The sequence below is a fragment of the Hymenobacter terricola genome (genome assembly GCF_017921975.2).
In the GTDB taxonomy this organism is placed as follows: Bacteria; Bacteroidota; Bacteroidia; order Cytophagales; family Hymenobacteraceae; genus Hymenobacter; species Hymenobacter terricola.
Genome location: NZ_JAGEMO020000126.1, coordinates 1 through 23799 on the forward strand (window position 1 = coordinate 1; position 23799 = coordinate 23799).

The window sequence follows — 23799 nt, forward strand, 5'->3', positions numbered from 1 at the left end:
CTACCGAATGCCGGTTGTGTCGCGCACTTCTTGCCGCTCACCAAGCCGGTCCTCCACGTTCACCGTATCCTCGTCGTTCCAGGCAATGTGCTGCCGTGAGGGAAGCGCCAGCACCGCCTTTTCTACCCGCTGCACGGCCGATAGTAATTCGCCGTTGCCGGCAGCGGCACCACCGGCGGCCGGCAGCGTGCCGCCCGGCGTGCCGCCCTCGGCGTAGTGGCCCCCATCGCGCCGGCGCACCGGGGCCCCGCTCCGATTCAGGCTGGTATCGAGCAGGTCGTCCACCAATTCGCGGTTGTTGGCGTAGGTGTCGCGGCTGAGAATCATGTACGGCTCGCCCCGCTCCCATTCGCCCAGGTGCTCGCCAGTGGACCCGTCCACCATCCGGATGCCGCCGCCGCTGTGCAGCTGGCCGGCCGTGGGCACGCCCGCCACCGGGTTGATGCTCCCGCCGGAGGCGAACTTGCGCACCTTCTCGCGCCACGTCGGCCGTGGCGCCCCAACCACCCCACCCTTGGCAAACTCGGGAATCGGGGTGGCAATGATTTTGGCCACGCCCAGGGCGGCCGTGATGCCGGTGGCGATGGCCAGAAATGGGTTATAGCTAACCCGAATGACCGCTAAAGCGCCCGCAATGATGGCTTGGGCGATGTTGTACTGCTTCTCTTTTTCAGCCGCCTCCTTCTTAATGGCGCGGGTTTTAGCGTCGTAGTTCGACTCGATGTTAGATTTCTGTTGCTCGTACGACTCCTTGCTCACCCGGCCGGCCTTGTACTCGGCCTCCAGCTTGTCCAGTCGGGCCTTTTTGTCCTTGTCGAGCTTTGTTAGCTGCTTATCGGAGTCAATTTTTGATAAATCGCCCAGAAAGGCAATGGCGTTGCCGAAGGTTTCAATCGTTGTTTGAACCCGCTCCTTGTCACGCGCCGTCTGCCGGTCAGCATACTCCTGATTTAAGGCATCCTTTTTCTCCTCAAAATCACGGTTAATTGCTTCTTTCTCCGAACCGGTTAACTTTTCGTTGTCGAGCTCCTGCGTTTGTTGGTCATCTAATTCTTTCTGGCGGGCAGCGTGCTCCTCATCTATCGCGTTGGCCTGTTTGGCACTTCCCTCCGGTGCATGAGCAACTTTTCTAGAAGCACGCCGAACAGCAATATCATCGTCGATGGCCACGATGCGCTCAGCGATGGCCCGCTGCTGCTCCACGCGGTCGGCCTCCAGCTTCAGCAGGTCCTGCTGCAACTTTGCCTCAATCAGCCGGCGCTTCTCAGCTCCCTGCTCATCTGTAGCCAGTATTTTCAGTTGTTCGCCAGCGGCGGCCGTGCGCAGCTCCGCCGCCCGGCGCTCCCACTCATTTTTGATGAGGCTGTTGCGCTGCTTTTCAATTTCTAGCTCCTCTTGAGCATCCTTCTGCGCCCGGGCGCGCCGCACCTCGGCCACGTCCACGGCCAGCTTCTCCTCGATGAGCTTCTTCTGCTCGGCAATTTCCTGAGCGGTGCCCTTGGCGGTGGCCTTCTCCTTTTCCGCAGCAGCATTCAGCTGCTGAATCTTTTTCTCGGTTTCGTCGGTGAGCAGCGCCGCCTTCAGGTCGGCGATGCGCTTATCCACATCGGCCTGGTCCTTCGCGCGTTTTTCGGCAGCGGCCTGGGTTTTCTTGTCGTAGTCGTCCTGCAGCTGGCGAAGGTCGCGCAGCGCCTCCGCCCGAATCACCTTTTTATCTCCCTCCGTTTTCTTTTCCCCCAACAGGTCGATGTCACGCTTTGTCGTGATTTCCAGCTTTTTCAAGCGCAGCTCCTCAGCCGAGCCGGCCGCCACCAGGGCCAGGGCCGCTTTGATGTTGGCTTCGCGGGCCTTCAGGCTTTCGAGGTCGTTTTTCAAGTCGTCGGCCTTTTTATCGGCGGCCGCCTTCTGCTCCAATATCCGCTTTTTGGCATTGGCCTCGGCCTGCAGACTGTAGCGGTGCTGCAATTCGGCCGCATAGTCATCAAAGCGCTTGGTCTGCGCCGCTTTGGCAACCGCCGCATCCTGCCCGGTTAAGGTATCGCCAATGGATTTGGCGTTGTTTTTCAGGTTTTTAGTTAGCACATCGAAGCTGCCGTTGGGGTCGAGCTTGAAATCTGCTCCGAAGAAATTGGCCACTCGTTTGCCGGCATCGAGAAAGCCGAAGAACGCATCAACCCCCAGCTGCAGGTCGGCAATCACCAACTTAAGTGGCAGCACCACCGAAACAGCCATCAAATGCCCAAACAACTCCAGACTACCCTTGCCACTGCTGAAGCTGCCGAAGAAATTACCCAGCTGGTTAGCCAGCGGGGCCAATTGCGTGAACAACGTCCCAAACAGCGCCCCCAGCGGCCGCAACATGGTAAAGAGGCTATCCACGGCCGCCCGGAAGGTTTCGCTGCGGTCGTAGAGTTGCTTCAGGCCGAAGGCAAACAGGGCCAGCAGCGTGATGATGATGCCGATGGGATTGGCCGTGAGCACGGTATTGAGCCCTTCCTGCGCGGCCGTTTGCAGCTCAGTGGCCGTGATGAGGCTGTACTTGCCTTCTACCTCCGTGAGCACGCCCAGGGCCACCAGCTTCTGTAGGACCAAGCTGCGCAGCGTGGTGGCCTGCGTCTTGATTTGTTCCGCATTGAAGGCCACCACGGCCAGGGCCAGCAGCCCAAACGCGGTTTTATTTTCCGAAACAAACGAGGGCAAGGCCTTCAGCACGTCCACCAGCAGCCCGCTGTACTGGAGGAACTTGATGTAAATCGGGATTAGCAACTCACCCAATTCCTGCCGGAACTGCGCGAACCCCTTCTCGGCTTTGGCCACTTCAGCGGCCGCGTTGGTGTTTTTCTTGTTGAATTCGTCCGTGAGGCTGGTGCCCTTGGCAAATTCGGCACTGGCCAGCGCCTGCTTTTGCCGCACGATGTCGGTTTGGCTGGCCAGCAGGCTCACCACCTTCGTGGCTTCCTGCGACTTAATGCCCAGCTTGTCGAGCGTGCCAATGATTTCCGTGTTGCTGGCACCCTTGAAACTAGCCGCCAGGCGCAGGATAACTTCGTTGGGGTCGGAGTTGATAAGCGCCTGGAACTCCGTGCTGGTGAGCCCGATTTGCTTGCCAAAGCCAGCCGTGTCCTTCGAGGCCGTGAGGAGCACATTGCTCAAGCCACCCGCCGAAATCTCGGCCGACAGGCCCAATTCCTGGAATGCGGCACCCAGGCCGAGCGTCTGAGTGATTTCCGGCGCCAGGTCGCCGAGTTGCCCGATACGGGCTGCAAAGTCGGCAATCACCGGCGAGGTCGCGCTCCCATCCGCGCCCAGGGCGTTGAGGGCCGAGCCGATTTTGGTGATGGCTTGGTCGGGCTTGAGGTCGGCGGTGGTTTTAAACAGCTTCTGTAGGCCGCCGATGGACTGGGTCACTTCCTCGACACCGCCCGTAAACTCGTCCCCCAAGGCCACCACGGCTTGGTCTACCGATTGGGTGAATTCGTCCACGTCGGCAGCCGCCACGCCGAGTTGGCCGCCGCCCACGGCAATGGCCTCCAGCTCACTTTGCGCGGTGCGGGTGTCGATGCCCTCCAGCTGGCCCCGCAGGGCTTTGGCCTGGGCCGTGGTCAGGTTGAGGGCCTTTTCCATGTCGGCAATCGAGTCGCTGCCCTTCACGGCCGCGTCGATGCTCTCACTGCCCAGCTGCTTGAGCCCGCTCACCACGGCCTGCACGCCCAGCTGGATGCCGGCAAAGCCCGCCGCTTTTTTGATGAAATCACCCACGCCGCCGCCGGCATTGACCAGCTCGTCTTTCACGCCCTTCGCTTCGAGGCGTACCTGGGCTAGGCGCGCATCGACATCGGCCAATTCCTTCGCTTTGTTGAGGAACGACTCCGTATTGGGCGTGAGGTTGCCCAACTCGCGGCCCAGCTGGCTGGCCAGCGCCTTGAGCTGGTTCGTGCTCAGGGACGTAAGGCCGATTTCATCCCGCAATTCTTTCATGCGGGCATTGACCTGGCTCAGCTCCTTATTGGCGTTTACGTAGTCTTCGGAGCCTTTTTTCAGGCCCTTCATGCTCTCCTTCAGCACGTCGGCCTTGCGGGTGAGGTTGTCGAGTTCGGTGCGCGACTGCGAGCCGTCGATTTCGAGCTTAATCTGGACGTTGTCCTGTCTAACGTTGGCCATACTAGAGTCTGATGCTGGCGGCGATGTGCTGGCCGGTCTGGGCGGCGTAGCGGGTGGTCACCGCGTCGATGAAGCGGTTGAGGCTGGAGTAAAAGGTTTTGGCGAACCAGGGCCGGGGCCGCACCTGGCTGTTGTCGCGGAGCCGGGCCCGGGCGATGCCCCAGGCAATGCGGTTGATGGTGCGGCCCAGGCCCACGGGGCGGCTTTTGAAGCCATAGCCGGGCACGTAGGGGAACTTGTCGATGCCTACTTTTTTCACGTAAGCCTCGATTTCCTCAATGGGCGGCGCTTTGCTGCGGTTGGTGCCCTTCATGTCCCGGATGCGGCCGTATTCAGCGAAGGCAATGCCCATGCTGGCCACGTGGCGCGCTGAGGCGGCTATGACCTCCGAGCGCAGGGACTGGAGCAGCTCCTCGGAGAACACCAGGCCCTGCTTTTGAATGGCAGCCGCCAGCTCGGCCAGGGCCCGGGCGGAGTAGTTGCCCAATTCCTCGTCGAGGATGCGCTGAAAGTCGGCGGAGAATTCACTCATGCCCTCAAGATGTGGGCACGGGCCGGCGGGGCATAGGACGAAAAAAGCCCCGCCAGATGGCAGGGCTACTACCTTTGCGTCATGGCAAAACAACAGACCTTTCGCTACAACGGGCTCGATGGCTACGCAGGTTTCCGGCTGAATCAGGAGTACGAACTAAGCCCCGATTTTCAGCAGGATGGCTCCGTCCACGTTCCAATGCCGCATGCGCCGCAGCACGGCCCAGCTCATTTTGATGCCAAACAGTGGGCGGATTGGTGGAAGCTAGCCAAGTAGCAGCTACAAAGCCCCGCCGAATGGCGGGGCTTTGTGGCCAGGATGTGGCCAGCTACACGAAAAGCGTGGCCAACCACCTGCGCTTCCACCAGACCAGGCCAGCCGCCACTACTAGCAGCCACCAGTAGCTCAGGCCGCTTTGGGTGGTGGCCGTGGCCACGGCACCGGGGCCGGTAGCGACTGGGGCTTTGGCTTTGGTCACGGTGGTGGCCACCGCCCCAGGTCCGGCCGCCACCGACGCTTCGGGTTTGGTCACGGCCACCGCACCCGGTGCCGTGGCCACGGCGCTGTGCTTGATTTTAACGGTGGTGGGCAGCACGCCGGCACGGGCCAGGTTGGCGGTCTGGGCTTTTTGCCACTGCCGCCGCTGGCGGGGGCTGCTGCCGGCCGGGGCCGGCACTAGGTACGCCGGCAGCTGGGCCAGCGAGTCGAGCGCCACGGCTGTGCTCTGGAGCGCAGCCGGCGGCGTGGAGTCAGCCGCCGGCCGGCTGCTCGCGCACGAAGCCAGGCTTAGGGCGCACACGGTGGCGAATAGCAGGTTTCTCATGCTTGCAGGTAGAGGGCCGCCTCGCGGCCACGGCGAAGGGTAAGGCCTTTGTTGGCCTCTTTCAGCTTGGTTTGGGGGTTGGTGACCTTGTTCCAGGCAGTGAAGGCGGCCGTGATGGCGGCGCGGTCGGTGCTGCCGGCGTTGGCCAGGCGCAGCACGCTCGACTGGTCGAAGCCGCCGGTGCCGACGTTGAAGCAAAACGACACCATCGCATCGAACTGGTTCTGCGTCACCGGGCGCAGCAGTCGCTTGGCCACGTGGGCACCGTAGGTGCTGTCCACGTCGCGCTGGAGCAGCGCGCTGGCCTCGGCTTCGGTGAGCGACTGATACAGGTACGGCTCTTCACCGTGCAGTATCACGTGGCCGTAGCCAATGGTGGCTTTGCCGGCGGCGCAGTAGTATTTGCGCGCCATAAATTGCTCCTCGCGCTTGATGAGCGCCAGGCCTGCGGGGGAAATTTTCATAACTACGATTCTCTTTCGGCTTCGCGCCGGCGGCGGGCCTGTTTGGCCAGGTTGTAAAAAGCGGTGTGCAGGCTCGTGTAAGCCACTTGCTCGTAGGTGCCGTAGGTGCCGCGCTCGGCCAGGTCGGCCAGGATTTCCAGCACCTGGGTGCCGTCGCCGGTCGGGCGCGGAGCCGGGGCGGGGCCTTCGCCGGCGGGCTCGGGCTTTTTGTAGAGGTCGGCGTAGGCCTTGTGGATGAAGCGCTCGGCCGCCAGAAAGTGGTGCAGCACCACCATTTTTACGGCCAGCGGCAAGTCGGCCAGCTCCCCGGCGCGGGCCTCCGCCAGCTTGCCGTTGTAGCGCTCCCGGCGCTGGCCATCCCAGTGCGGGTCGTTTTCGTTCACGCCCGGGGCGGCCGGCCGGCAGAGCGTGGCCACCAGGTGGTCGAGGGCCTTGGCCTGCGGGTTTTTGGGCTTGGCGAACTGGTGAAAGAACACGCTGGCCATCGCGTACTCAACCAGCACGGCATCGAGCAGCTGCGCTTCCGGCAGCCGGTACACCCGGCCCCGGTGCTCGAACTGCGGCAGCGGGGCCGCGTCGAGCTTCCAGGCCCAGCCCACGAGGCAGAGCACGTCCCAGAGCTGGTCGGCCGTGAGCCGGCGCACGTCCTTGTCGCGCAGCTTCGGGCACCAGGCCCGCACCACGGCCAGCCGGGCGGCCACGCTGTCGGTGGCCAGGTACGGGGCGGCGGCTTGCAGCTGCTTGCCCGTCAGTTCGGCCCAGCTATCGGGCAGGAAATGGGGACGGCCATTGAGGCGAAAGCGAATCATGGGGCGACGGGTAAGGTGGGTTCTACCATTGGCGCAGGAGCGGCGGGCTCCGGTACCGGCACGGATTCAGCGGCGACTTCGCTGGCGCGGGTGATGCGCTTTTGCAGCAGGTCGGCCACGGCTGGCTCCACCAAATCGAGCTTACCGAAGCTGATAATCAGCCGGCGCATGTGCACGATGACAAAGGGGGCCATAGCCAGCTGCGAGAGAAAAAACAGCCCTTTTTCGTGCTCCGCGAAGCCGTGGGCGAAGGCCAGCAGCACGGTGTAGGCCAGCAGGCGCAGGGCCAGGTTGCGCGGCACCATCGGCTTGCCTTCCACCAGGTTGTTGGTCAACACGTCGAGCACCACTAGCACCAGCAGCGAGTAGTAGCTGTACGCCGGCGACCAGATGTGCGCATCCACGAAGCCGCTGACGCCGGCGGCCACGACGGCCACGGCCTCCACGGTCAGGAATCGGGGCGTCATGCTCATACCCAGAAGGTGGCCGAGCCGGAATTATCGTGCAGCTGCACCGTCTTCGGCTCGGCCGTGGGCGTGAGCGAATCGAGGTATGCCACCAAACGGGCCTGGTAGCGGTCGGCATTGGCCGTGGCCTGCTGGCTCAGGGCCGACACGGTTTCCGCCGGCACCGCCAGGCGCTGGCGCACGGCTTCGTTGTCGGAGAGCAGGCGCAGGGTCGTGCCCGTCAGCGCCACGCTCAGGTTCACGATGCCCTGGGCGAAGGCCCGGTGGGCGAGTACCGGGCGCACCAGGCCCAGCAGCTTCGTCGTAGCCGTGCTGGGCTCCTCGCCGCCGGCCAGGCCCTCACGCAGCTGCTCCAGCAACTGCTCGCCCAGCACGTCGGCCAGCTCAAACTCCTCCACCTGCCGCAGCGTAGGCAGCAGGGCCAGAAAGAACCGGCGGCTGCCGCCCGTGGCCACGTACTGCCCCAGCTGCGCGGCCGACGAAATGAGCAGCTGCTTGCGCGAGCGGTACTCCGGGGAGTCCAGCTCCTCGGCGTAGTCGGCCGCGTGGCTGTCGAGCCAAGCCAGGGCCACGTCGAGCAGCTTATCAGCGGCGGCCGCGGCGGCTTCCACGAAGTTGTTGTACACCCATTGGCGCGAAGGGGCGGCATTTTGCGCGCTCTGCTCGCTCATCCCCAGCTCGCCGAAGGCCACGCTCAGGAACGGGGCCGCCTCGAGCACCACGTAGTAGGCCAGGGCGGCGCGAAATTTCTGGCGCAGGGCGACCAGGTGCTCCGGGGCCTCCGTGGCCGGCAGGCTGCCCAGCTGCTCCACCAGGCCTTCGCCCAGCACCGGCACCAGGTAGAGCACCTCGGCCTGGCCCACGAAGCTGAGCAGCGTTTCCGCGTTCAGGTTCTTGTGCACCGTGCCCAGGCTATTTTTTACTTCAACTACGCTATTGAACAGCATTTCCTTACCTTATAAGTTAACTTTTGGGGGCTACATGGCCTTGTTGGCCACCTTCTGCTGCCCGGTCGGGTTCTCGGCCAGCGTGGTCAGGTCCACGTCCTCGAAGCCGAACTGGTGTTCGGGGTTGAAGCCGTTGATTTTGTGGGCGGCCCGCAGCGTCTGGAGCAGGATTTTGCGCTTGGTGGGCGTGCGCAGGGCGATGTGCAGCTGGTAGCTGATGCGCTTTTCGGAGCCCGAGCCGCCGAACTTGCCGCCTGTGTCGATGCCGGCCAGCGAGGGGTCGATGCCGTGCCCGGAAGTGTGGGCAATGTTGGCCTGCGTGTTCACCGAATCGTAGGCTTTGTCGCTCATCTTGTTCTCGATGGGCACGATTTCCCAGCCCGGCAGGGCCTTGCCCATCGCATCCACCGCGAACTTTGAGACGAAGGCCTTGTCGGCATTGTCCACGCCGGCCAGCATCTCGTTCATGGCGCCCATCAGCTCGCGCTCGGCTGCCTGGCGCTTTTCGGGCGTGTCGCCAAACTGGTCGAAGTAGCCGGCCGGGATGCGGATGTGGTACTTGAGGTTGTAGCCGTTATCGAGGCCGGAAGAGTGGAAGCGGGGAATCTTGTTGCTCACCTCCGTCCACTTGCGGGTGCCCCAATACGGCGGCACGTCGTAGTATTTCTGGCCCGGCGTCCAGTCCCGCCCGTGCAGCAGGCACTCGCCGAACTTGCTGGGGTTCAGCGGGTCGTAGGCCGGCAGAATCTGCGCCTCGTCGGCCTTGAAATTGCGCCAGTCGTGGTGCAGGGCGTAGCGGTCGGGCCGGGGCCGGGTCGTGACCAGGGCGCGCACCACCGTGGCATCGAAGCTCTGGATGCCCTCCACGTAGTTTTTCGAGGCCAGCGAGAGCACCGAGAAGTAGTTGGCGAATCCTTCGAGGTTGTAGGCCAGGCTCTGCATGGCGGCATCCCCGTCGATGGACTCGTACCAGTCCTCCATCGCGGTGTCAATCACCGGCTCAACGACGATTTTGCCGGCCACCACCTTGCGCGTGAAGCAGCCCACCCGCGAGCCCAGCAAAAAATCGCGGGCCGTGGTAATCAGCTGCGGCTTGATGTGGTTGTTGTACACCAGCTCCAGCATCTTTTGCGGCTGGAGGTTGTCCGCCCCCCACGGCGCAATCTTGAACCCGCCGCTGGTGAGCACCGCGCCGCCAAAGTTCACGTCCTGGGCCTTGTCGCTCTTGGTGAGTTCCACCAGGGCCTGCGCGCCGGGCAGGATGAAGAGCCCGCCCCCTAAGTCTTTAATGTCCCGTCTCATGGCTACGCGTGCAGAATGCGCTGCCCGTTGAAGTGGGTCAGCAGAATGATTTTGAGGGCAAATGATTTATTGGTGGCGCAGTCCACCAGCTGCAACGTGCCCTTCTCCTTCACTTTGTAGCGGAAGCCGCCGCTCGTGGGGCTGGCCGCCGGCCCCACGCCCGAAAGCCCGCCCTTGCGCACGGCCGGCTTGCTGCCCCTGCTGCCGTCCGTTTTGTGATACTGGAGCGAAAAGGCCCGGCCCTGGCCGTTCTCCTCGTGCTGGTCGATTTCGGCCAGCGCGGTGCGTATATGAATCCGTTGCATGGACTCAAATTGCCGTTTTCACCCCCCGGCCAATAGGACGGAAATAAATTATTGCGTGTTTTCAGCCTACGGCCCACAAAATCAGGCAGAACGCCCGCCCGGCGGCCCGATTTTTATTGCGTGACCCACGCAAGAGAGCGCGCCCTTTAGCGTTTGGCAATTGCCAATCTGGCAATTTTTAGGGAATATATGAACGAGCCTATGCCGTGGGCCACCAAGCAAAAACGGCCCTGGCAATGGTGCCAGGGCCGTTTGTTGAGTGATACAGGTGGCAATTGCCACCACGCAGTACCAGGTGCGCTAGTCGCGGCCTAAGAAGTACACCTTCTCGAAGGTCTGGGCCTGGCCAAAGAGGTGGCCGTACTTGCGGTAGACGATGTTGTCAAAGCAGTCGCTGAGGTGAGTGGCCCGCTCCTGGTCGATGCTGCTGCTCTCGCTGCGTTTGTCCTTAGTCCAGTCGGGTTTGATGGGGGACTGCTGGATGGAGATGATGAGGAACTTACACTTGTTGCGGTTGAAGCGCATGAGGGGCAGGCGCGGGTTATTTTCGGCCAGCAGCTGGTTAATGGCAATGTGCTTGAGTCGGTGGTCAGGGTCGAGGCCCTGCACCATCACGGTAGCCTTCCAGCCGCGGGTGGCCAGACGTTGCTGGATGGTTTGGTAGAGGGTCAGGTTCGAGCCTACCTGCTTGTTGTTGCCGTTCCGGTCACCATAGATGAGCAGTTCCTTGCGCTCGTGGCTCTCGTAGGTATCGCAGAACTTATCCACCAGCGCGTCCACTACCGTGGTGCTGCTCTGCTTGACCCATAGCGCATCGAGCATCCGGAACTCATTGCCATGCTCCTGACACAGGATGAGGGAGGTAAAGGCGGCGTTAAAGTCAAAGCTCAACTCCATGAGCCGCTTGGGGTCGCGGTCCGAGTCGATACTGTGCGTGAGGCCGGTTTCGTCGTCGTGCACATACGTGTACGTTTTCCAGACCCCGTGCTTTTCCTCCGAAAAGCTGGGATAGAACGAATTGGGCAGCTTGGTGAGGCGCTTGTTCATTACCTCCACGTCCCATTCAAGCGGGGTCATGCCGTTGCGCAGGTCACGCAGGTACTTCTCCCCGAGCACAGCCACGTTGTCGTAGGCATTGCTTTCCAGGAAAAAGTAGTTTTCGGGGTCTTCCTTGGCCAGGTCTTCGGTATTGAACACCCACTGGCCCGAAGGCAGCCAGGGCACCGAGGTATAGTCGCAGAAGGTTTGGTGGTAAGGCGAATCGGGATACTTGTAGATATTGCCCCGAATCATCGGCCGCAAAATCTTATTGACGTGGTCCTGCTTCATCAAAGCCGACTCGTCGATGTGGCCAGTGTCGTAATTGCCGCCCCGCGCCAACTCGGCCCGGTCCATGCTCAGCATCTGGATGGTATAGCCGTTCAGAAACGAAATGACGTTTTCGTAATTGCTGGGTGGTTGGTGAGGCTTAATCCAGTCGCTGGGCGGCCTCTTACCCTTCACGTAGTGCCCAAAGCCCGTTTTAGGGTCATACTCGCGCAAGCCATGAACCTGCCAGGCGGCTTCCATCGCCGGCAGCGTGTTACTCGTGAGCTGGGTGTAGGTGAGGCCAGCTAGAAACGACTTGGCGCGGGGCAGGTAGTTCATTTCCACCCGCGTCTGGTGGCCGGCCACGGTGGTTTTGCCCGAGCCACGCCCGCCTACGAACGTGCGACGCTTTTGGGTGGATTCGAGAAATTGGCGCTGCTTATCGTTGACGTAGGTGTTGCGCGGCTGCCCGTGCTGCTTAGTACGCATCGTTGCCCTCCCCCATTTCTTCAAACTCCACATCCTCGGTTGCTTCCTGCGCACGCAACACGGCTGGGTCCGTGCTGAAGCTGATGGCCACCGGAATCAAGAAGGCCTTCGGGTCGATGACCGTTTTCTCAGCCTCGAACAGCCCCAGCAACTTATCCGCGTTTTCCTGCGCCCGAATGGCCGCGCCGATATCGCCGTTCTTGCGAGCCAGGTTGGCCAGCAGCTTGTAGTTCTCGTGCGAGACCACGCGCTGGCCCTTTTTGTCCACCTCCTCGATGCTACCGTACAGGGCAATGCTCTCGCGCACGATGGCGTAGAGCTGCGGCTGGCTCAGCTCGTATTCCTTCTCCAGGGTGGCCAGCACCTGGTTGCGGCCGAAGCCCAGGCAGAGCAGGCCGTGGGCCTTGCGGTACTTGGCCAGCATCTCCAGCTCGTCGGGCTTGAGGTCCAGCCCATCCACCAGGTGCGAGCGGTATTTATCGAGCTTATCGCCCTTACCTAATTTTTTCATAAAAAGCGGGATTGCCACCTAAGTAGCAACCCCGCTCACGGCCTCAGTAGGACGGAAATTAGCCTGCCAAGACGCTCAGGCCGATGGCCCGCAGCACGAGCTGGCCCTGGCACACTTCCACGTCCACCTGGTGGCCGGCCTCAAAGCCGGCCTGCTCCAGCCATTTTCCCTTCAGCAGAATCTGGGCTACGGGGGTGACGGTTTTCCACTTGCCGGCGCGCCAGCGGCGCTCAATCTGGAGTTTACGGTTCTTTTGCATGGGTTTTGAGATGGGTAAATGTGTGTAACTGATGATGTAAAGGTCTTCATACAGAACGGATTACAGAAACCCGACAGCCTTTATTTTTCGTTGAAAATGCTATATTTTTCGGCAATTGCCCTATCTTCGCGGCTCATTCGCTGGTTTTGAGATGCCGGTGTGTGAACTGATAGAAAAGCCCGGCCTAGCCGGGCTTTTCGCTTTTAGAAGAAGCTCAGTTGCCCGCTGGTCGAGGCGGGCGTTGCCACGAACGGGAAGGTGGCCACCGGCAGCGCCGGCACCACCCGCACGGGCGATTGTGCTGCACCTGGTGCCTTGCCCCGGGCGGGGCGGGGCACTTGCAGCGCCTGCTCCAATGGGATGGGTTGGATGCCGCGCACGCCGGCGTTGATGTGCCAGGCACGCCAGGCCTCCAGCGTCAGGGTATTCATCTGCACCACCTCGCCCGTCATGCCGTTGAGGTAGAAGTTCAGAGCCGCCATGCGGGCGCAATTTGCATCCACGTCGGAGGCAAAGAAGTGATTTTTGGGGGCGTCCTGCGCGAAGGCTAGAAGCATCCGGCCGGAACCACAAGCCGGGTCGTTGACGGTTTTGCCCTCGCAGGCCTCCCCGCCCACCATCTTGGCCATCATCAGGCAGATGTTATCTGGGGTGAAGAATTGCCCGTTGCGGCCGCGGGTGACGTGCTCCGTGAAATAGTCACCCAACAGGTCAGAGTAGGGCCGGGAGCTGGCCTGGAGCATGAGCAAGCCAATCAGTTCGGCCATCTTGTTCAATTCCTCCCGCTGGTACCGGCCGGCTACGGCCAGGTACTGCGCTTCGTTTTCGGGGTCCGGATTCAGCCCTGGGCTCAACAGAGTTTGGGGGTGTAGTGAGCACGTGGCCAGCGTGAGGAAATCGGAAAACACGGTTCCGAGGGTATGACGGCCGGCCAGCCGCTCCATGGTCGCCACGAAGGGCTTATAGCATTCTAAGTCACTGGCCATAACTAGGCGGAAAATGAAGAATCCCGGCGCTGGGCCGGGATTCTTGCAGGTTGAATAATTAGAAAGGCGGCTCTTCTTGCTCCGGAGGCGCGGGCTCTCGGCCCTGCATCAGGCCCAGCAGGTCCACCGCGTAGCGATAGGTGAGCCGGAAGCCCGCGCTGCGCCCGAAGGCTTCAGCCAGCCGGTGGCCCACGGTTTGGGGCCGGTAGGTGTGCGAGCCCCGGGGATGCGCCAGGATGAATTGCCAGATTTCCTCCACCTCCAGCACCTGGCTTTCGTGGCTAAGCACCATGGCCTGCACGTCAAGGGGCATGCCTTCGGGACCGCAGTAGTTCCGGAGCAGCTGCGGGGTGAAGTGGTTGGCATCGCCCCAGCGCCGCAGGCTGGCCTCGGTGGTGCTCACCAGCCCGGCGGCGATGCGGCCCCAGGGCGTGGCGTCCGGCTGCTCATCGCCGCCCACGTCCACGAAGGCCCGCAGCTGCGTCATCGGGCAATTGCTCTCCTCAATAATCCACTCCAGGATGGCGGGCGGCGGCAGCTGGGGCGGCTGCGGCCGGCCCTGGCCATCGAGCAGGCTCAGGGGCTCCAGCCCGTAGGCGGCCAGCAGCTTGGCCGTTTGCACGTTGAAGTGCCGCTGCTGGCCGACGACCGACGCGAAGGCGTAGTAGCCCGGCTCGTCGAGGGTGCGCTTGCGCATCACCCGCTTCATTTGGTCACCCCTCGGCATCGGGCGTGGGGGCATCTTCGGGGAACAGACTCAGCACTCTTGACGGGCCTGGCTCAGGCTGCGGCGCGGGAGCAAACATCGACGGCGCCGGGCTGCCAACTGCATCCATCGCCAATTGCTTGTACTCGTGCTCGCCGGGCACGCTGCCCGAGTCGGCCAGCAGCGTGCCAGTAAAGAAAAAATGGCGCCACCCCCGGCCCAGCCGCCGGCCGCGCTCGTTGTGCTTGTCCAAGGCCCACTCCGGAATTTCCAGGTGCACGTGCTCGTGCCGCATCCAGTGGTAGAGCAGCGCGTGGTCCACCACGCGGCTCTTGGGAGCGCGGCACAACATAATCACGGCATGGGTGAGAAAAAGGCGCTCGGGCTGGTTCTTGTCCTCTTTCTTGGTGGCTTGCAGCTTGTGGTGCTGGTAAAGCGCCTGAATCTCGGCCACGATGCCGGGCACCGCCAGGCCCACGTCCTCGCTGGCCATGATGCGCAGCCGCTTCCAGACGTACTCCACGTAGGCAGAATTGAACAGCTCCACGGCCCAGTACATGGCCTCTTCCTCCATCCCGCGACGGATGCACTTTTGCAGGGCGCTCGACACTTCGAAGAAGTCGTAGCCTTTCTTGGTTCTTAAATCGTACTTGCTCATTGAGTTAGGGCAAAGGCGTAGCCAGGCCTCCGACCGCAGCACGGCCGGAGGCTTGTGTACACAGTTAGTAGTTAGGAGTTACAGGCTAGGCGCGCTGCATGTAGAACTGGTGCGCGTCGATGTGCCGACCAATAATCAGCCCGCTGGGCGTCGTCTTCAGCGCCTCGGTGGTGTGGTTATAAATATCCCACAGGCTGCCGTCGCCAAAGTTGGTTTGCTCCCGCAGCTCGCCGCGAATGATGCGCAGCTGCGCCTCGCTCACCACCGACTCGGAGTAGAACAACTCGCCCAGAATCTCGTGAATGATGCGCGGGTTCACCTCCACCTGCTTCATTTTCTCCGAATCGAGCTGGAGCTTGCGGTAGTGCTCTTCCAGCCGGTCGGCGGCCTTGCCAAGCATCGTGTTCATTTCCTGCACCAAATTGCCGTTGTGCATGGCCAGGGCCTTGAAGTCGCCGGCGAACATCATGTTCGAGCACACAATCACGCGCGAGCCGCCCACGACGCCTACCTGCATGCTCTTATCATAGCTGTTGCGGAAGCCCAGGCACATATCCTGCTCGCCGTTGTAGCCGGCCACGGTCAGGTGGCCAAACATCTGCTGGCCCTTCCGATTCTCCTGGTACCGCTCATCCTTAATCGTGAGGCCCCGCTTGTCCAGCTGCTCCTTCACCGAAGTTATAAGGTCGATGTGACTCAGCGGCGAGTACGTCTTCGTACTCGCCGGCACCGCCGCGCTCAGGATGAGGTCGAGGGCTTCCGAGCGGAAGGCCTGGCGCTCCGGAGCGCTCACCGGATGCGCGGCAATGCTGGGAATCTCCACAATGTTGGAAATAGCCACAACCGGCGCGCCGGCGGCCAGCACCTGGGCTTCCTGATAGAGGGCTTCGGCGGCCAAGTCGTCGTCACTGGGGGCCAGCTGCTCAGCGGTGGGCTGCTCTACTACCAGGACGGCTATAGGGCGGCGGGTGGCCTTGCGCTTACCAGTGCGCAGGTTGACTTCGGGGGTTTGCGTGGTCTTTTTCATGTGGTTATTGAGATGGTTTGTATTGTGGTGAACTGATATGTAAAGGTCTTCATACAGAACCAGATACAGAAACCCAACAACCTTTATTTTCTAATAAGATACTGGCAAAAAAAGCCCCGTAGCAGGTGCTACGGGGCTTTAGCTTACATACCAACCCTGCGGGGGTCTGGTGCTACCGGTAACGGAGGCAGTTCATCGCTCCATTTGCTACCGTCTGCCGGACCGAAAGGAAGACTACGCGCTGAGCCAGGAATATCGCGCTCTGGGATATCGGTAAGAACGCCGCAGCTGCAGCAACGAAAAGTTACGAAGTAGTCACTATCGCCGAGGTAATCGGTATTTTTCGTGTGACGCAAGTCTTTGTACTCAACCAATAAAGCAGCGCCACAGCCGCCGTCTTTATTGCCCTTGCCGGTGCACTTGTACTCTTTGGCCCATCCTTCCTGGGCGCGGCCTGGCTGAATAATTTTCATGGCTGGCCCTCCCTAGTCTAAGATGCACCAATCAGTAGCCAGCATGTCAGTCTGTGAGGCCAACCAACCATTTACAATGCTGCCATCCGCCGCGTACATGCAGAAGTACTCGCCGAAATGCACGACGGGTAGCTGGGTGACGTCGGCAATGGGATGGGTAAGAGGGTACTTTTCTTTGAAAAAGTCCTTAACTGACTGCGGCAGCGACTTCACGCGCTCGACAATGGTGTGCACGTCCAGCTGGTCAGCCGGACGGATGAAAACGAACATGCCCTTGCCGTTCCAGCCTGCCCGGGCAATGCGCTGTCCGCGCTTAGCAGCGCAAACCGCGCAGCCAAAATCAATATTCTTCTTTGCGATGTTCATAGTGAGTTGTTAAAAAGGCAGTTTCATGGTTTTTTGAAATTGATGCTTCCGCTTCGCCAGCTTCCCATCCTTCTTTTCCTGAATCACGTCGCCAAAGCAGCGGCGCAGCAGCTCGAAGTCGGCCTTCTCCGCATCGATGTTGCGGAACTCAGCCAGGCCGCCCTGCCCCACGAACGTATCCTTCTGAATGAACGTGAACCGCGTATCCTTCCAGATAAGGCGGTGGTGGTAGGCGTTCAGGCACGAAATCCAGTAGTCCTCGTTGCAGATGATATCGGGGTTGTACCAGAGTTTCGAGCCGGCCAGCAGCCCGGTGGCGCACCCGGTCACGTAGCCCGTCAGCGCAATCGGGGCCAGGCTCTTGTACATCGTGGGGTTGGGATTGCTGGTGAAGCCCCACAGGTACGCCCCCGCCTGCTTGGCCGCGTACGCCGTTTCCTGGATAATCGCGTGCACCCGGTCGGGGGCCACGCTCACCTTCTCGCCGGCGGGCAGGTACATGCGCCGGAAGTCGGTGATGTCGTCGTCGAGCTGGAGCACATCGCCGAAGTGCTGGTAAATCCAGTTGCGCTTGCGGGCCAGGCCCACCACGTCGTCGGGGTGGGTCACCAGCTCCGCGTCCGGATGCGCCCGGGCGTACTCCTCGCGCTGGCTCTCCGGTATGCAGAGAATGGCCCCCGGCACTACGCCCAGGGTGAGGATGCGGCCGGCCCGCTTATGGCTGGGAATAACTACCTGGACTTCCATTTCTCGCAAAACAGTTTCGCGTCGATGACGCGGGTAGTGCCCACTTCCTTGCTCTTGTAGCTCTGGGCCTTATCCAGGCCCAGCACCTCCCGCACGAAATTGGCATCAATCTCATTGCGACAGACAATCACCACCGCATCGTACTTCTCCGAGAATTCGGCCACGATGGGGTATTCCGGCTCGGCTTCCTTCGCGCCACCGGCGGCCGCGGCCACGTCGGCATCGAGCGCGGCCAGCTGCAAGCCCACGTCGTCGAGCACGTCGGCGTACTGCTCGCGCAGAATCTCATCAATCCACTCGCCTTCGTTGACATTCGAGGCCAGGATGATTTTGCGGCGCTGGTCGGCCGTGAGCTCGCCGGTGGGTGCCAGCACCGTCACCTCGTAGCTGGGCCCGTACAGGCCCAGCAGCAGGTTGTGGCGCTTGTTGAAGGTGAGCAGTACGCCGTCGTTATCGACGGTAGCCGCCTCAAAGGTGCCCAGCTCCAGCAGCTTCTGTTCCAGGCGGCGGCGCTTTTCGGCCGTAATGCGGCCAAAGGGGTTATTTTCCAGCGGCGTGAGCTGGTCGAGGCGGCGCTGTTCGGGCCGCCACATACGGGGGTGTGCCATGGTTAGTATCGTTGTCTCCACTCCGGATTGGGGCGGGGGTAGGCGCGCTGACGCACGCGGTGGCGCCGGGCCTGCTGGGCCCGGCGATGATGTTGACGAATTTCGCGGGGCGCGGCCGTGGGCAGCTGGTACACCGAGTAAGGCATGCACGAGCCAATGGCCAGCACGAAGAGCAGCAGGACCACCAGCCAGGCCAGCATGCGCTGCACCAGATAGCGGCGGTTGAGGGTGGCGACGTGGCTCATACCTGCGGCAGCGCCAGCTGCATATCGAGGGTGGCCAGCTCCACCGTCAGCTGCCCAACCTTTTGCTCCAGCTCGCTTTTCTTGGCGTCGCTCTTCGCAGCAGTGAGCTTGCCCTTGGCCTTGCTGATGTTCGAGCGCAGGTTTTGGCGCTGCTTCACCAGTTCGCCCCGGTCCACGACGGGCGCGGCTTCCTGCTCCGGAGCGGCGGGCTGCTCCGCCTCAGCCACCGCCTCGCCGGCCACCAGGCGGCGGCGCTTCTCGGCCAGGGCGTTGTACTGGTTTTGCAGGCTCAGGATTTCGGCCACCACGCGGGGGCCATCGGCCTCGGCGATGTCGGCCAGCGTGTTGCTCAACTGGCAGCGCGAGTTATACACGCGAGCCATCAGTTGCGTGAGGTCGTCCACGTCGGCCTGCACCGCCTCGGGCACCACGTCGGGGGCCAGCTGCTGGGGGAACACCAAAGCACGCAGCGCATCGCCCTGCTGTTCGACCAGTACCTGCACGTCGGCTTCCACCACCTCAGCCAGTTGGTTCAGCACCTCGTTGGTATGCTCCAGGTTGCCGCCGCAGGTCGCCTTAATCAGCTCATAGCGCAGCTTCTCGCGGTTGTTGGCCGAGTCCTTGCGTTGCAGCTGGTTGAGCAGCGAGCGGTTTTTGCAGTAGCGCTCCAGCAGCGCCAGGCCGGCTTTGTAGTCGGCTTCATCGCCGGCATCCAGCCAGTTGATGATTTCCTCAAGTGGGTTTTCCATTCGGATAAGGGTTGATTTCAGGTTCGTTGAAATCAAACTTATCGCAATAGCCAGACGGCCAATAGGACGGATTCAGTCCTCGCCGAGCAGATTGCGGAAGGTCTGCACCACCTCCAGCTGGTCCGCAATGGCCAGCCATTTATACGGCTCCGTGAACTCGTTGGTAGTGAACAGCACCTCCTGGCCATCGCTCAGCCATTCATCAAGCAACGCCCGCAGCGCCGTGAGCATCACCTCCGCCCCTTCCATATAATCTTCCAGTCCGTCATCGAGCGCCGCCTGCAGCTGCTCGTTGCCCTGGGCGCGCTGCACCAGGAACGTGGCCAGGGCGGGCAGCGGCGAGAGAGCAAAGCGGGAAGTGGACATAGGCAGCGTGCGGCGGGAAAGCCGGAGGAATCGCTGCGAATACCTGATGCGCCTGAACGCCCCAGAAACTACGGGACTTGCACCCGCACGCTCCCCCGGCCGTTTCCAGAGGGCACGGCCGGGGGCGTTCAGGCAAGAAGGGCAACAGGTATTCGCGGGTCAAAGATAGGCTACCAGTTCGTAAGCCAGTGCCACCAATGCGCCCAGGGCAGCTGGTAGACCCAGCGACCTGCGAAAAATAGGACTACCAGCACCAGGCCAAAAAGCGCGGTACTCACATAAGGGGGCAAATCGTCGTCGTCGTATCCCATGCCCCGAACCTACAAAAAAAGCCTCGCCGGGTGGGCGAGGCTTTTTGGGATAGCAGATAAAACACGAGCGATAGGAATAACAGCTTCGGGCTTAGTTGTTGCGCGAGCGGCGGCTGGTGGTCGACGCCTCGGCTTCAGCAGCGGCTTCCGTGGCCGGCTCGGCAATGGCCACCGTTGTCACGGGCGCTTCTGCTTTGCGCTTCAGCACATGGGTCTTGCCTTCCAGCTCCTCGGCCAGCGCGTCCGTGATTTTGTCGAAGGGAATATTATCCCCTTTATAGTTCAGGCCTTTGAGGCCACCGGTGTTCACCAGGTCAAACTTGGTCAGTTCCATCAGTTAAGTTATTAGGTGGAAAAATTGATTGAATGGCCCGCAGGCCGGGCTACGCTTTCAGCGGAATGGCGGCCGTGTAGTAATACGGGACGTGGGTGAAGCCCTCGCCGGAGAACTTGAAGTCGGTGCCGTTCTTGTCGTTGCCCTTCTTGCCCGACTTGTAGTCGTGCTCGAACTTCACGCCGCGCCGCTTGTCGCCGGCGATGCGCAGGTTGCCGTTGCTGTCGCGGCCAATCACCACGAAATCACCGTTGAGGGCAGCCTGAATCACGGCATCGGTGGTGGCGCTGCCGCGGGGCACGTACACGTTCAGCTCGTGGGCAATGCTCTGGTTGCCGGCGTCGCCGCTCGATTTGTGGTTTACCTCGCCGGTGTCCTGGGCAAAGGCCCACGGCACGAAGCCTTCGCCGTCCACCGGCACCAGCGCCGTGCTGATGGTCACGCCATCCGCACCCGGTGCGGGAAAGGTTTCGAGGTGCCGCCGGCGGATAACGTGCAAATCGGTCAGGCCGCCGGGGTTGGGGCAGTCGTCGGCCACGATTTCGGTAATGGGCACCACCACGCAGGCCAGGGCGCTGCCGCCAGTGCCCACTAGGAACGTGATGAAAGCCGCGCCGTGGGGCACGACGCTGGCCACGGCCTGCGCCTGGTCGGGAAAATGGTTGATGGCCAGCCCCACGAGGGCCAGCAAAAAGGCGCACGCGCTGAGCACCGAAAAGAGTTTTTTCATGATGAATGCGTAAAAGCTAAGAGTAAGACAGGTACCAGGGGTGAGATGCGGGGCATGAACTGAGGCCGAGTGGCCCCGACCGCCGGAGGCAGCCGGGGCCGGTGGCTTAGGCCGGGTCGGGCTCAGCGGCTTCCGCCGTGATGAAAGCAGCGCCGGCTTCCAGGGCTGCATCGTTGCACCACACGTACTCGGCAATGCTGATATCCGGCGCGGCCTGGAAGTCGCACATGATGTCCACGTTGCGCTTGCTCTTCTCGATGATGAACGAGTTGGGGCCGCCGCCCAGCGGGCCGGTGAGCCACACCAGGTTGTCGGCCGGCGTGATGATGACGCCACCGGTATCGGCCAGGCCCGGCTCGGGCGTGATGGTGATGGTGGTGCCGTCAATCGTGGTGTGCGAGAAACCGCCGGTGTTGTTGATGTTGCCGCCGAACGTGTTGCGGTAGTCGCGGTTGTAGAACGTGGCCACGGTGGGCTCCACCAGCATCACCAGGTTGCGGTTGCGCAGGTGCGAGGGCACCTTGTCCGAAATGCCTTCGAGCTGGTCGATGGCGTTGGTCTGCGTGATGGGCGCACCGGCGTAGATGTTGCCGGCCGGCACGATGCCGGCCTTGGAGAGCAGCGGCAACAGGCCGTCAAACACGCGGTTAGCGGTTTTCTTGTCCTTGTTGTACACGCCCTTGAACACGGCATCGAGGTGCATTTCCTCTTTGGCGCGCTCAGCCAGCTTGTCGATGATGTACTGCTGGAACGGCACGTCGTACACCGAGCCCTGCTTGCTCTTGGCAATGCGGCCCAGGTAGCCCTTCCACATGGCCACGATGTCCGAGGGCTTGAGCGTGTAGTCGATTTTGCACTCGCGCACCTTGCCGATGCGGTTTTTGAAGCCCACCGTGCCCTTCGGGTCAAAGGTGTCCTTGCCGCCGGGCTGGAGCACGCTCGACACGAAAATCTGGGTCAGGGCCAGCTCGTCGGTGACGTCGGGAAACAGGCCCATGTAGTTGAGGAACGACTGCCCGTCGATGAGTATCATCGAGAGCAGCTGCTCCGTTTCGCGCAGGGTGTAGCCCTGCATTTTGGCGGGCAAGCCCGAGAAATCAACTGGTGTAAACATGCTAGTTATGCAGTAAAGCGAAAGCGTGAATAATGAATGGAACTACTGGTTGGAGGCTGGCCTACTTCTCGCCGACCCGGCGCTTCACGCTGGCAATGGCCTTGGAAGCGGCCACTTCCCACGAAGCCTTCGGGCCTTCGTCTTCGGTGTCGAGGTCGTTGCTGTCGTCCTCCTGGCGGCCGTCAACGGCTTTTTGCTTCTGCTTCCAGTCTTCCAGCGTGGCCGTTTTTTCCTCAGCGGCCTTCAGCTTATCGGCACTGGCGGTGGCTTCGTCCTTGGCCGTATCGAGCGCGGTTTGGGCCGCTACCCGGGCCGCTTCGGCCTGCGTGGCGCGGGTGTCGGCGGCGGTTTTTTCCTGCTCGAGCAGCGCGATTTTATCGTCGGCGGCTTGCAGGTGGGCCTCAGTCACGGGGTCGGTGCTGTTCTTCAGCCCCAGCGCGCTGAGAATATTCTTAAATTCAAATGCCATTTGTTTGTAGGATTTGGGTGAATGATGAAGCGAGTTTTCCGCTTCCCTGGCCGGATTGGGCCAGGGAAGCGGCTTTGTTGACGGCGTCCTGCAGCGAACCCAAGGCGTCGACCAGGCCGAATTTGAGAGCATCGGCACCCTTGTAGACCTTGCCGGTGAACACGTCCTCTTTGGTGCTCAGCTTGCCCGCCCGGCCCTTTTCCACGGCCGCGATGAACGTCTCGCCAATCTGGTCGAGGTCGGCCTGCACCACGGCCCGCACGGCGTCACTAAGCGGCTCCACCGGGTTGAGGCGGGCCTTGTCCACGGCGCGGGTCGAGCGCAGGATTTCCACCTTGTAGCCCTGTTTTTCCAGGAACGTGGTCTGGTTGATGCTCATGCAGAGCACGCCCAGGCTGCCGGCGTACCCGGTCGAGGCCGAATTGATGAAAATGGAGCTGGCCTGCGAGGCAATCCAGTAGGCGGCGCTGGCCCCCAGCCCGTCGATGTAAGCCACCACGGGCTTTTGGCTCTGCGCAATGGCCTGGGCCAGCTCCTCCGTGCCGTCCACTTGCCCGCCGGGCGAGTCGATATCGAGCACGATGGCGGCAATCTCGGGGTCGCGGTTGGCCGCGTTCAGGCTCGCCACCAAGTCTTTGGTGCCGAGCGAGCAATAGCCGCCGCGCTTCTGCACGGTGCCCTGAATCGGCAGGATGGCCACTTTCGAGCCGCTGGTATTCGCCGAGCCGGCCGAACCACGAGGGCCGGCCAGCACCTGCGCCATGCTGGTGGCCAGGCCTGGCCCGCTGCCTACGACGACATCGGCTGAGGCCTGCCACACAGCCGGGTAGCCCTCCGCATCCCGGTGGGGGTAGCGGCGCGGCCGGGATTCATCGGCCGACAGCGCCGGCAGCCCTTTGCCAAGGCGGCCCAGAATGCGCTCCTTGGCAAGGGAAAAGTATTTGGCTTCGAGGGCCCAGCAGGAGCTGGTGAGCAAGTCGTACATCGGGGCACCGCTTTGGTGGCGGTATACAATGTTCGCCTTTTCAGGCAGCGGCCCATAGGACGGAAAAAGCCCCGCCGGGCGGGCGGGGCTTTCGGTTTCAGCGGCGGAAGGCCTGCCAGGCTACTCGTGCCAGGCCAGCCAGCAGCACCAGGCACAACGCCGGCACGCACCAGGCCGGCAGCACGACTATCATGCGAAGCGGCCCATCCCATCGGCCTGGGTGATGTGGGTCACAATCAGGCCCTCAATGTCAATCGGCGAGTAGCTCCGCAGAAGGCCAAAAAACTCGCCTTGCAGCATGGCCGGCCCCGGTATGGCGTTGGCGGCGGCCAGCCACTCGTCCGTGCTCTGCACAGGAGTGCGGATTAGCAGAATTTCGCCGGTACTGGGGTTGACCACGGTGTTGTTATCGGCGACCAGCGTCTTTTGGCGGCGTAAAAACCCCTCGGCGGTCAGTTCCGGCCCGTAGCCGTCGCCGTCGGCGGCGGCGGCGTACATGGTAATTTCCACGTCGATGTAGGCCGCGCACAGGCCGGCCTCGTCCTGGC

At 62.0% G+C, this 23799-nt stretch carries 30 protein-coding genes; 1 reads left to right on the forward strand and 29 read right to left on the reverse strand.

The features are described 5' to 3' along the window. Nucleotides 1–4161 (reverse strand): phage tail tape measure protein, encoded by a 4161-nt coding sequence (locus J4G38_RS26525; RefSeq protein ID WP_210521886.1) that lies wholly within the window; start codon nt 4159–4161, stop codon nt 1–3. Nucleotide 4162: 1 nt separating this feature from the next. After that, the gene (locus tag J4G38_RS26530; protein ID WP_210521887.1) at nt 4163–4693 is read right to left on the reverse strand and encodes a hypothetical protein; all 531 of its coding nucleotides are present in this window, start codon (nt 4691–4693) and stop codon (nt 4163–4165) included. Between the two features lie 81 nt (nt 4694–4774). On the opposite strand from J4G38_RS26530, the gene J4G38_RS26535 reads away from it, so the two are divergent. After that, entirely contained in the window at nt 4775–4969 is a 195-nt protein-coding gene (locus J4G38_RS26535) for a hypothetical protein (RefSeq protein WP_210521888.1), read from the forward strand. 52 nt (nt 4970–5021) lie between these two features. Here J4G38_RS26535 and J4G38_RS26540 read toward each other — a convergent pair whose 3' ends face one another. The 27 genes from J4G38_RS26540 to J4G38_RS26670 form a co-directional block, all read right to left on the reverse strand. Continuing rightward, complete coding sequence (locus tag J4G38_RS26540; RefSeq protein WP_210521889.1) at nt 5022–5516, reverse strand: hypothetical protein; 495 nt, start codon at nt 5514–5516, stop codon at nt 5022–5024. After that, nucleotides 5513–5980 carry a lysozyme gene (locus J4G38_RS26545; protein ID WP_210521890.1) on the reverse strand — a complete coding sequence of 156 codons (468 nt, stop codon included), beginning with the start codon at nt 5978–5980 and terminating at the stop codon, nt 5513–5515. Before J4G38_RS26545 ends, J4G38_RS26540 begins: the two co-directional genes overlap by 4 nt. Before the next feature lie 2 nt (nt 5981–5982). Continuing rightward, nucleotides 5983–6789, reverse strand: coding sequence for a hypothetical protein (locus J4G38_RS26550; RefSeq protein WP_210521891.1), 807 nt, complete (start codon nt 6787–6789; stop codon nt 5983–5985). Continuing rightward, on the reverse strand, nt 6786–7256 hold the full coding sequence (locus J4G38_RS26555; RefSeq protein ID WP_210521892.1) for a hypothetical protein: 471 nt from the start codon (nt 7254–7256) through the stop codon (nt 6786–6788). The genes J4G38_RS26550 and J4G38_RS26555 overlap by 4 nt, the downstream gene beginning before the upstream one ends. Before the next feature lie 2 nt (nt 7257–7258). Beyond that, a complete protein-coding gene (locus J4G38_RS26560; RefSeq protein WP_210521893.1) occupies nt 7259–8203 on the reverse strand; it encodes a DUF6712 family protein in 945 nt (314 codons plus the stop codon). Between the two features lie 30 nt (nt 8204–8233). After that, nucleotides 8234–9505, reverse strand: coding sequence for a hypothetical protein (locus tag J4G38_RS26565; protein WP_210521894.1), 1272 nt, complete (start codon nt 9503–9505; stop codon nt 8234–8236). A gap of 2 nt (nt 9506–9507) precedes the next feature. Continuing rightward, nucleotides 9508–9810 (reverse strand): hypothetical protein, encoded by a 303-nt coding sequence (locus J4G38_RS26570; RefSeq protein WP_210521895.1) that lies wholly within the window; start codon nt 9808–9810, stop codon nt 9508–9510. Between the two features lie 300 nt (nt 9811–10110). Then, a complete protein-coding gene (locus tag J4G38_RS26575) occupies nt 10111–11607 on the reverse strand; it encodes a terminase large subunit domain-containing protein (RefSeq protein WP_210521896.1) in 1497 nt (498 codons plus the stop codon). Beyond that, a complete protein-coding gene (locus J4G38_RS26580; protein ID WP_210521897.1) occupies nt 11597–12118 on the reverse strand; it encodes a hypothetical protein in 522 nt (173 codons plus the stop codon). Before J4G38_RS26580 ends, J4G38_RS26575 begins: the two co-directional genes overlap by 11 nt. A gap of 58 nt (nt 12119–12176) precedes the next feature. Then, nucleotides 12177–12377, reverse strand: a complete 201-nt coding sequence (locus J4G38_RS26585) for a SymE family type I addiction module toxin (protein ID WP_210521898.1) — start codon at nt 12375–12377, stop codon at nt 12177–12179. 203 nt (nt 12378–12580) lie between these two features. Continuing rightward, on the reverse strand, nt 12581–13363 hold the full coding sequence (locus J4G38_RS26590) for an N-6 DNA methylase (protein WP_210521899.1): 783 nt from the start codon (nt 13361–13363) through the stop codon (nt 12581–12583). A 58-nt stretch (nt 13364–13421) separates the two neighbouring features. Next, a complete protein-coding gene (locus J4G38_RS26595) occupies nt 13422–14090 on the reverse strand; it encodes a hypothetical protein (RefSeq protein WP_226163926.1) in 669 nt (222 codons plus the stop codon). After that, nucleotides 14077–14727, reverse strand: a complete 651-nt coding sequence (locus J4G38_RS26600) for an AAA family ATPase (RefSeq protein WP_210521901.1) — start codon at nt 14725–14727, stop codon at nt 14077–14079. The genes J4G38_RS26595 and J4G38_RS26600 overlap by 14 nt, the downstream gene beginning before the upstream one ends. An 85-nt stretch (nt 14728–14812) precedes the next feature. After that, nucleotides 14813–15754, reverse strand: coding sequence for a DUF932 domain-containing protein (locus J4G38_RS26605; RefSeq protein ID WP_210521902.1), 942 nt, complete (start codon nt 15752–15754; stop codon nt 14813–14815). Nucleotides 15755–15897: 143 nt separating this feature from the next. Then, nucleotides 15898–16227 carry a hypothetical protein gene (locus J4G38_RS26610; RefSeq protein ID WP_210521903.1) on the reverse strand — a complete coding sequence of 110 codons (330 nt, stop codon included), beginning with the start codon at nt 16225–16227 and terminating at the stop codon, nt 15898–15900. A gap of 12 nt (nt 16228–16239) precedes the next feature. Next, nucleotides 16240–16593: a DUF2829 domain-containing protein gene (locus J4G38_RS26615; protein WP_210521904.1), complete on the reverse strand. Its 354-nt coding sequence runs from the start codon at nt 16591–16593 to the stop codon at nt 16240–16242. A gap of 9 nt (nt 16594–16602) precedes the next feature. Then, nucleotides 16603–17340, reverse strand: coding sequence for a GREB1-related protein (locus tag J4G38_RS26620; RefSeq protein ID WP_210521905.1), 738 nt, complete (start codon nt 17338–17340; stop codon nt 16603–16605). Continuing rightward, on the reverse strand, nt 17325–17948 hold the full coding sequence (locus tag J4G38_RS26625; protein WP_210521906.1) for a hypothetical protein: 624 nt from the start codon (nt 17946–17948) through the stop codon (nt 17325–17327). Before J4G38_RS26625 ends, J4G38_RS26620 begins: the two co-directional genes overlap by 16 nt. Nucleotides 17949–17950: 2 nt before the next feature. Beyond that, entirely contained in the window at nt 17951–18193 is a 243-nt protein-coding gene (locus J4G38_RS26630) for a hypothetical protein (protein WP_210521907.1), read from the reverse strand. Then, entirely contained in the window at nt 18190–18942 is a 753-nt protein-coding gene (locus J4G38_RS26635) for a hypothetical protein (protein ID WP_210521908.1), read from the reverse strand. Before J4G38_RS26635 ends, J4G38_RS26630 begins: the two co-directional genes overlap by 4 nt. Before the next feature lie 72 nt (nt 18943–19014). Continuing rightward, a complete protein-coding gene (locus J4G38_RS26640) occupies nt 19015–19308 on the reverse strand; it encodes a hypothetical protein (RefSeq protein ID WP_210521909.1) in 294 nt (97 codons plus the stop codon). A gap of 402 nt (nt 19309–19710) precedes the next feature. Further along, nucleotides 19711–19953, reverse strand: a complete 243-nt coding sequence (locus J4G38_RS26645; protein WP_210521910.1) for a hypothetical protein — start codon at nt 19951–19953, stop codon at nt 19711–19713. A gap of 49 nt (nt 19954–20002) precedes the next feature. Beyond that, the gene (locus J4G38_RS26650) at nt 20003–20683 is read right to left on the reverse strand and encodes a hypothetical protein (RefSeq protein WP_210521911.1); all 681 of its coding nucleotides are present in this window, start codon (nt 20681–20683) and stop codon (nt 20003–20005) included. Nucleotides 20684–20789: 106 nt separating this feature from the next. Next, complete coding sequence (locus tag J4G38_RS26655) at nt 20790–21797, reverse strand: hypothetical protein (protein WP_210521912.1); 1008 nt, start codon at nt 21795–21797, stop codon at nt 20790–20792. A 61-nt stretch (nt 21798–21858) separates the two neighbouring features. Next, a complete protein-coding gene (locus J4G38_RS26660; RefSeq protein WP_210521913.1) occupies nt 21859–22266 on the reverse strand; it encodes a hypothetical protein in 408 nt (135 codons plus the stop codon). Further along, complete coding sequence (locus J4G38_RS26665) at nt 22256–23251, reverse strand: S49 family peptidase (protein WP_210521914.1); 996 nt, start codon at nt 23249–23251, stop codon at nt 22256–22258. The genes J4G38_RS26660 and J4G38_RS26665 overlap by 11 nt, the downstream gene beginning before the upstream one ends. A gap of 189 nt (nt 23252–23440) precedes the next feature. Then, nucleotides 23441–23799 (reverse strand): hypothetical protein (locus J4G38_RS26670; RefSeq protein ID WP_226163928.1); only part of this gene is annotated, 359 nt, incomplete at its 5' end.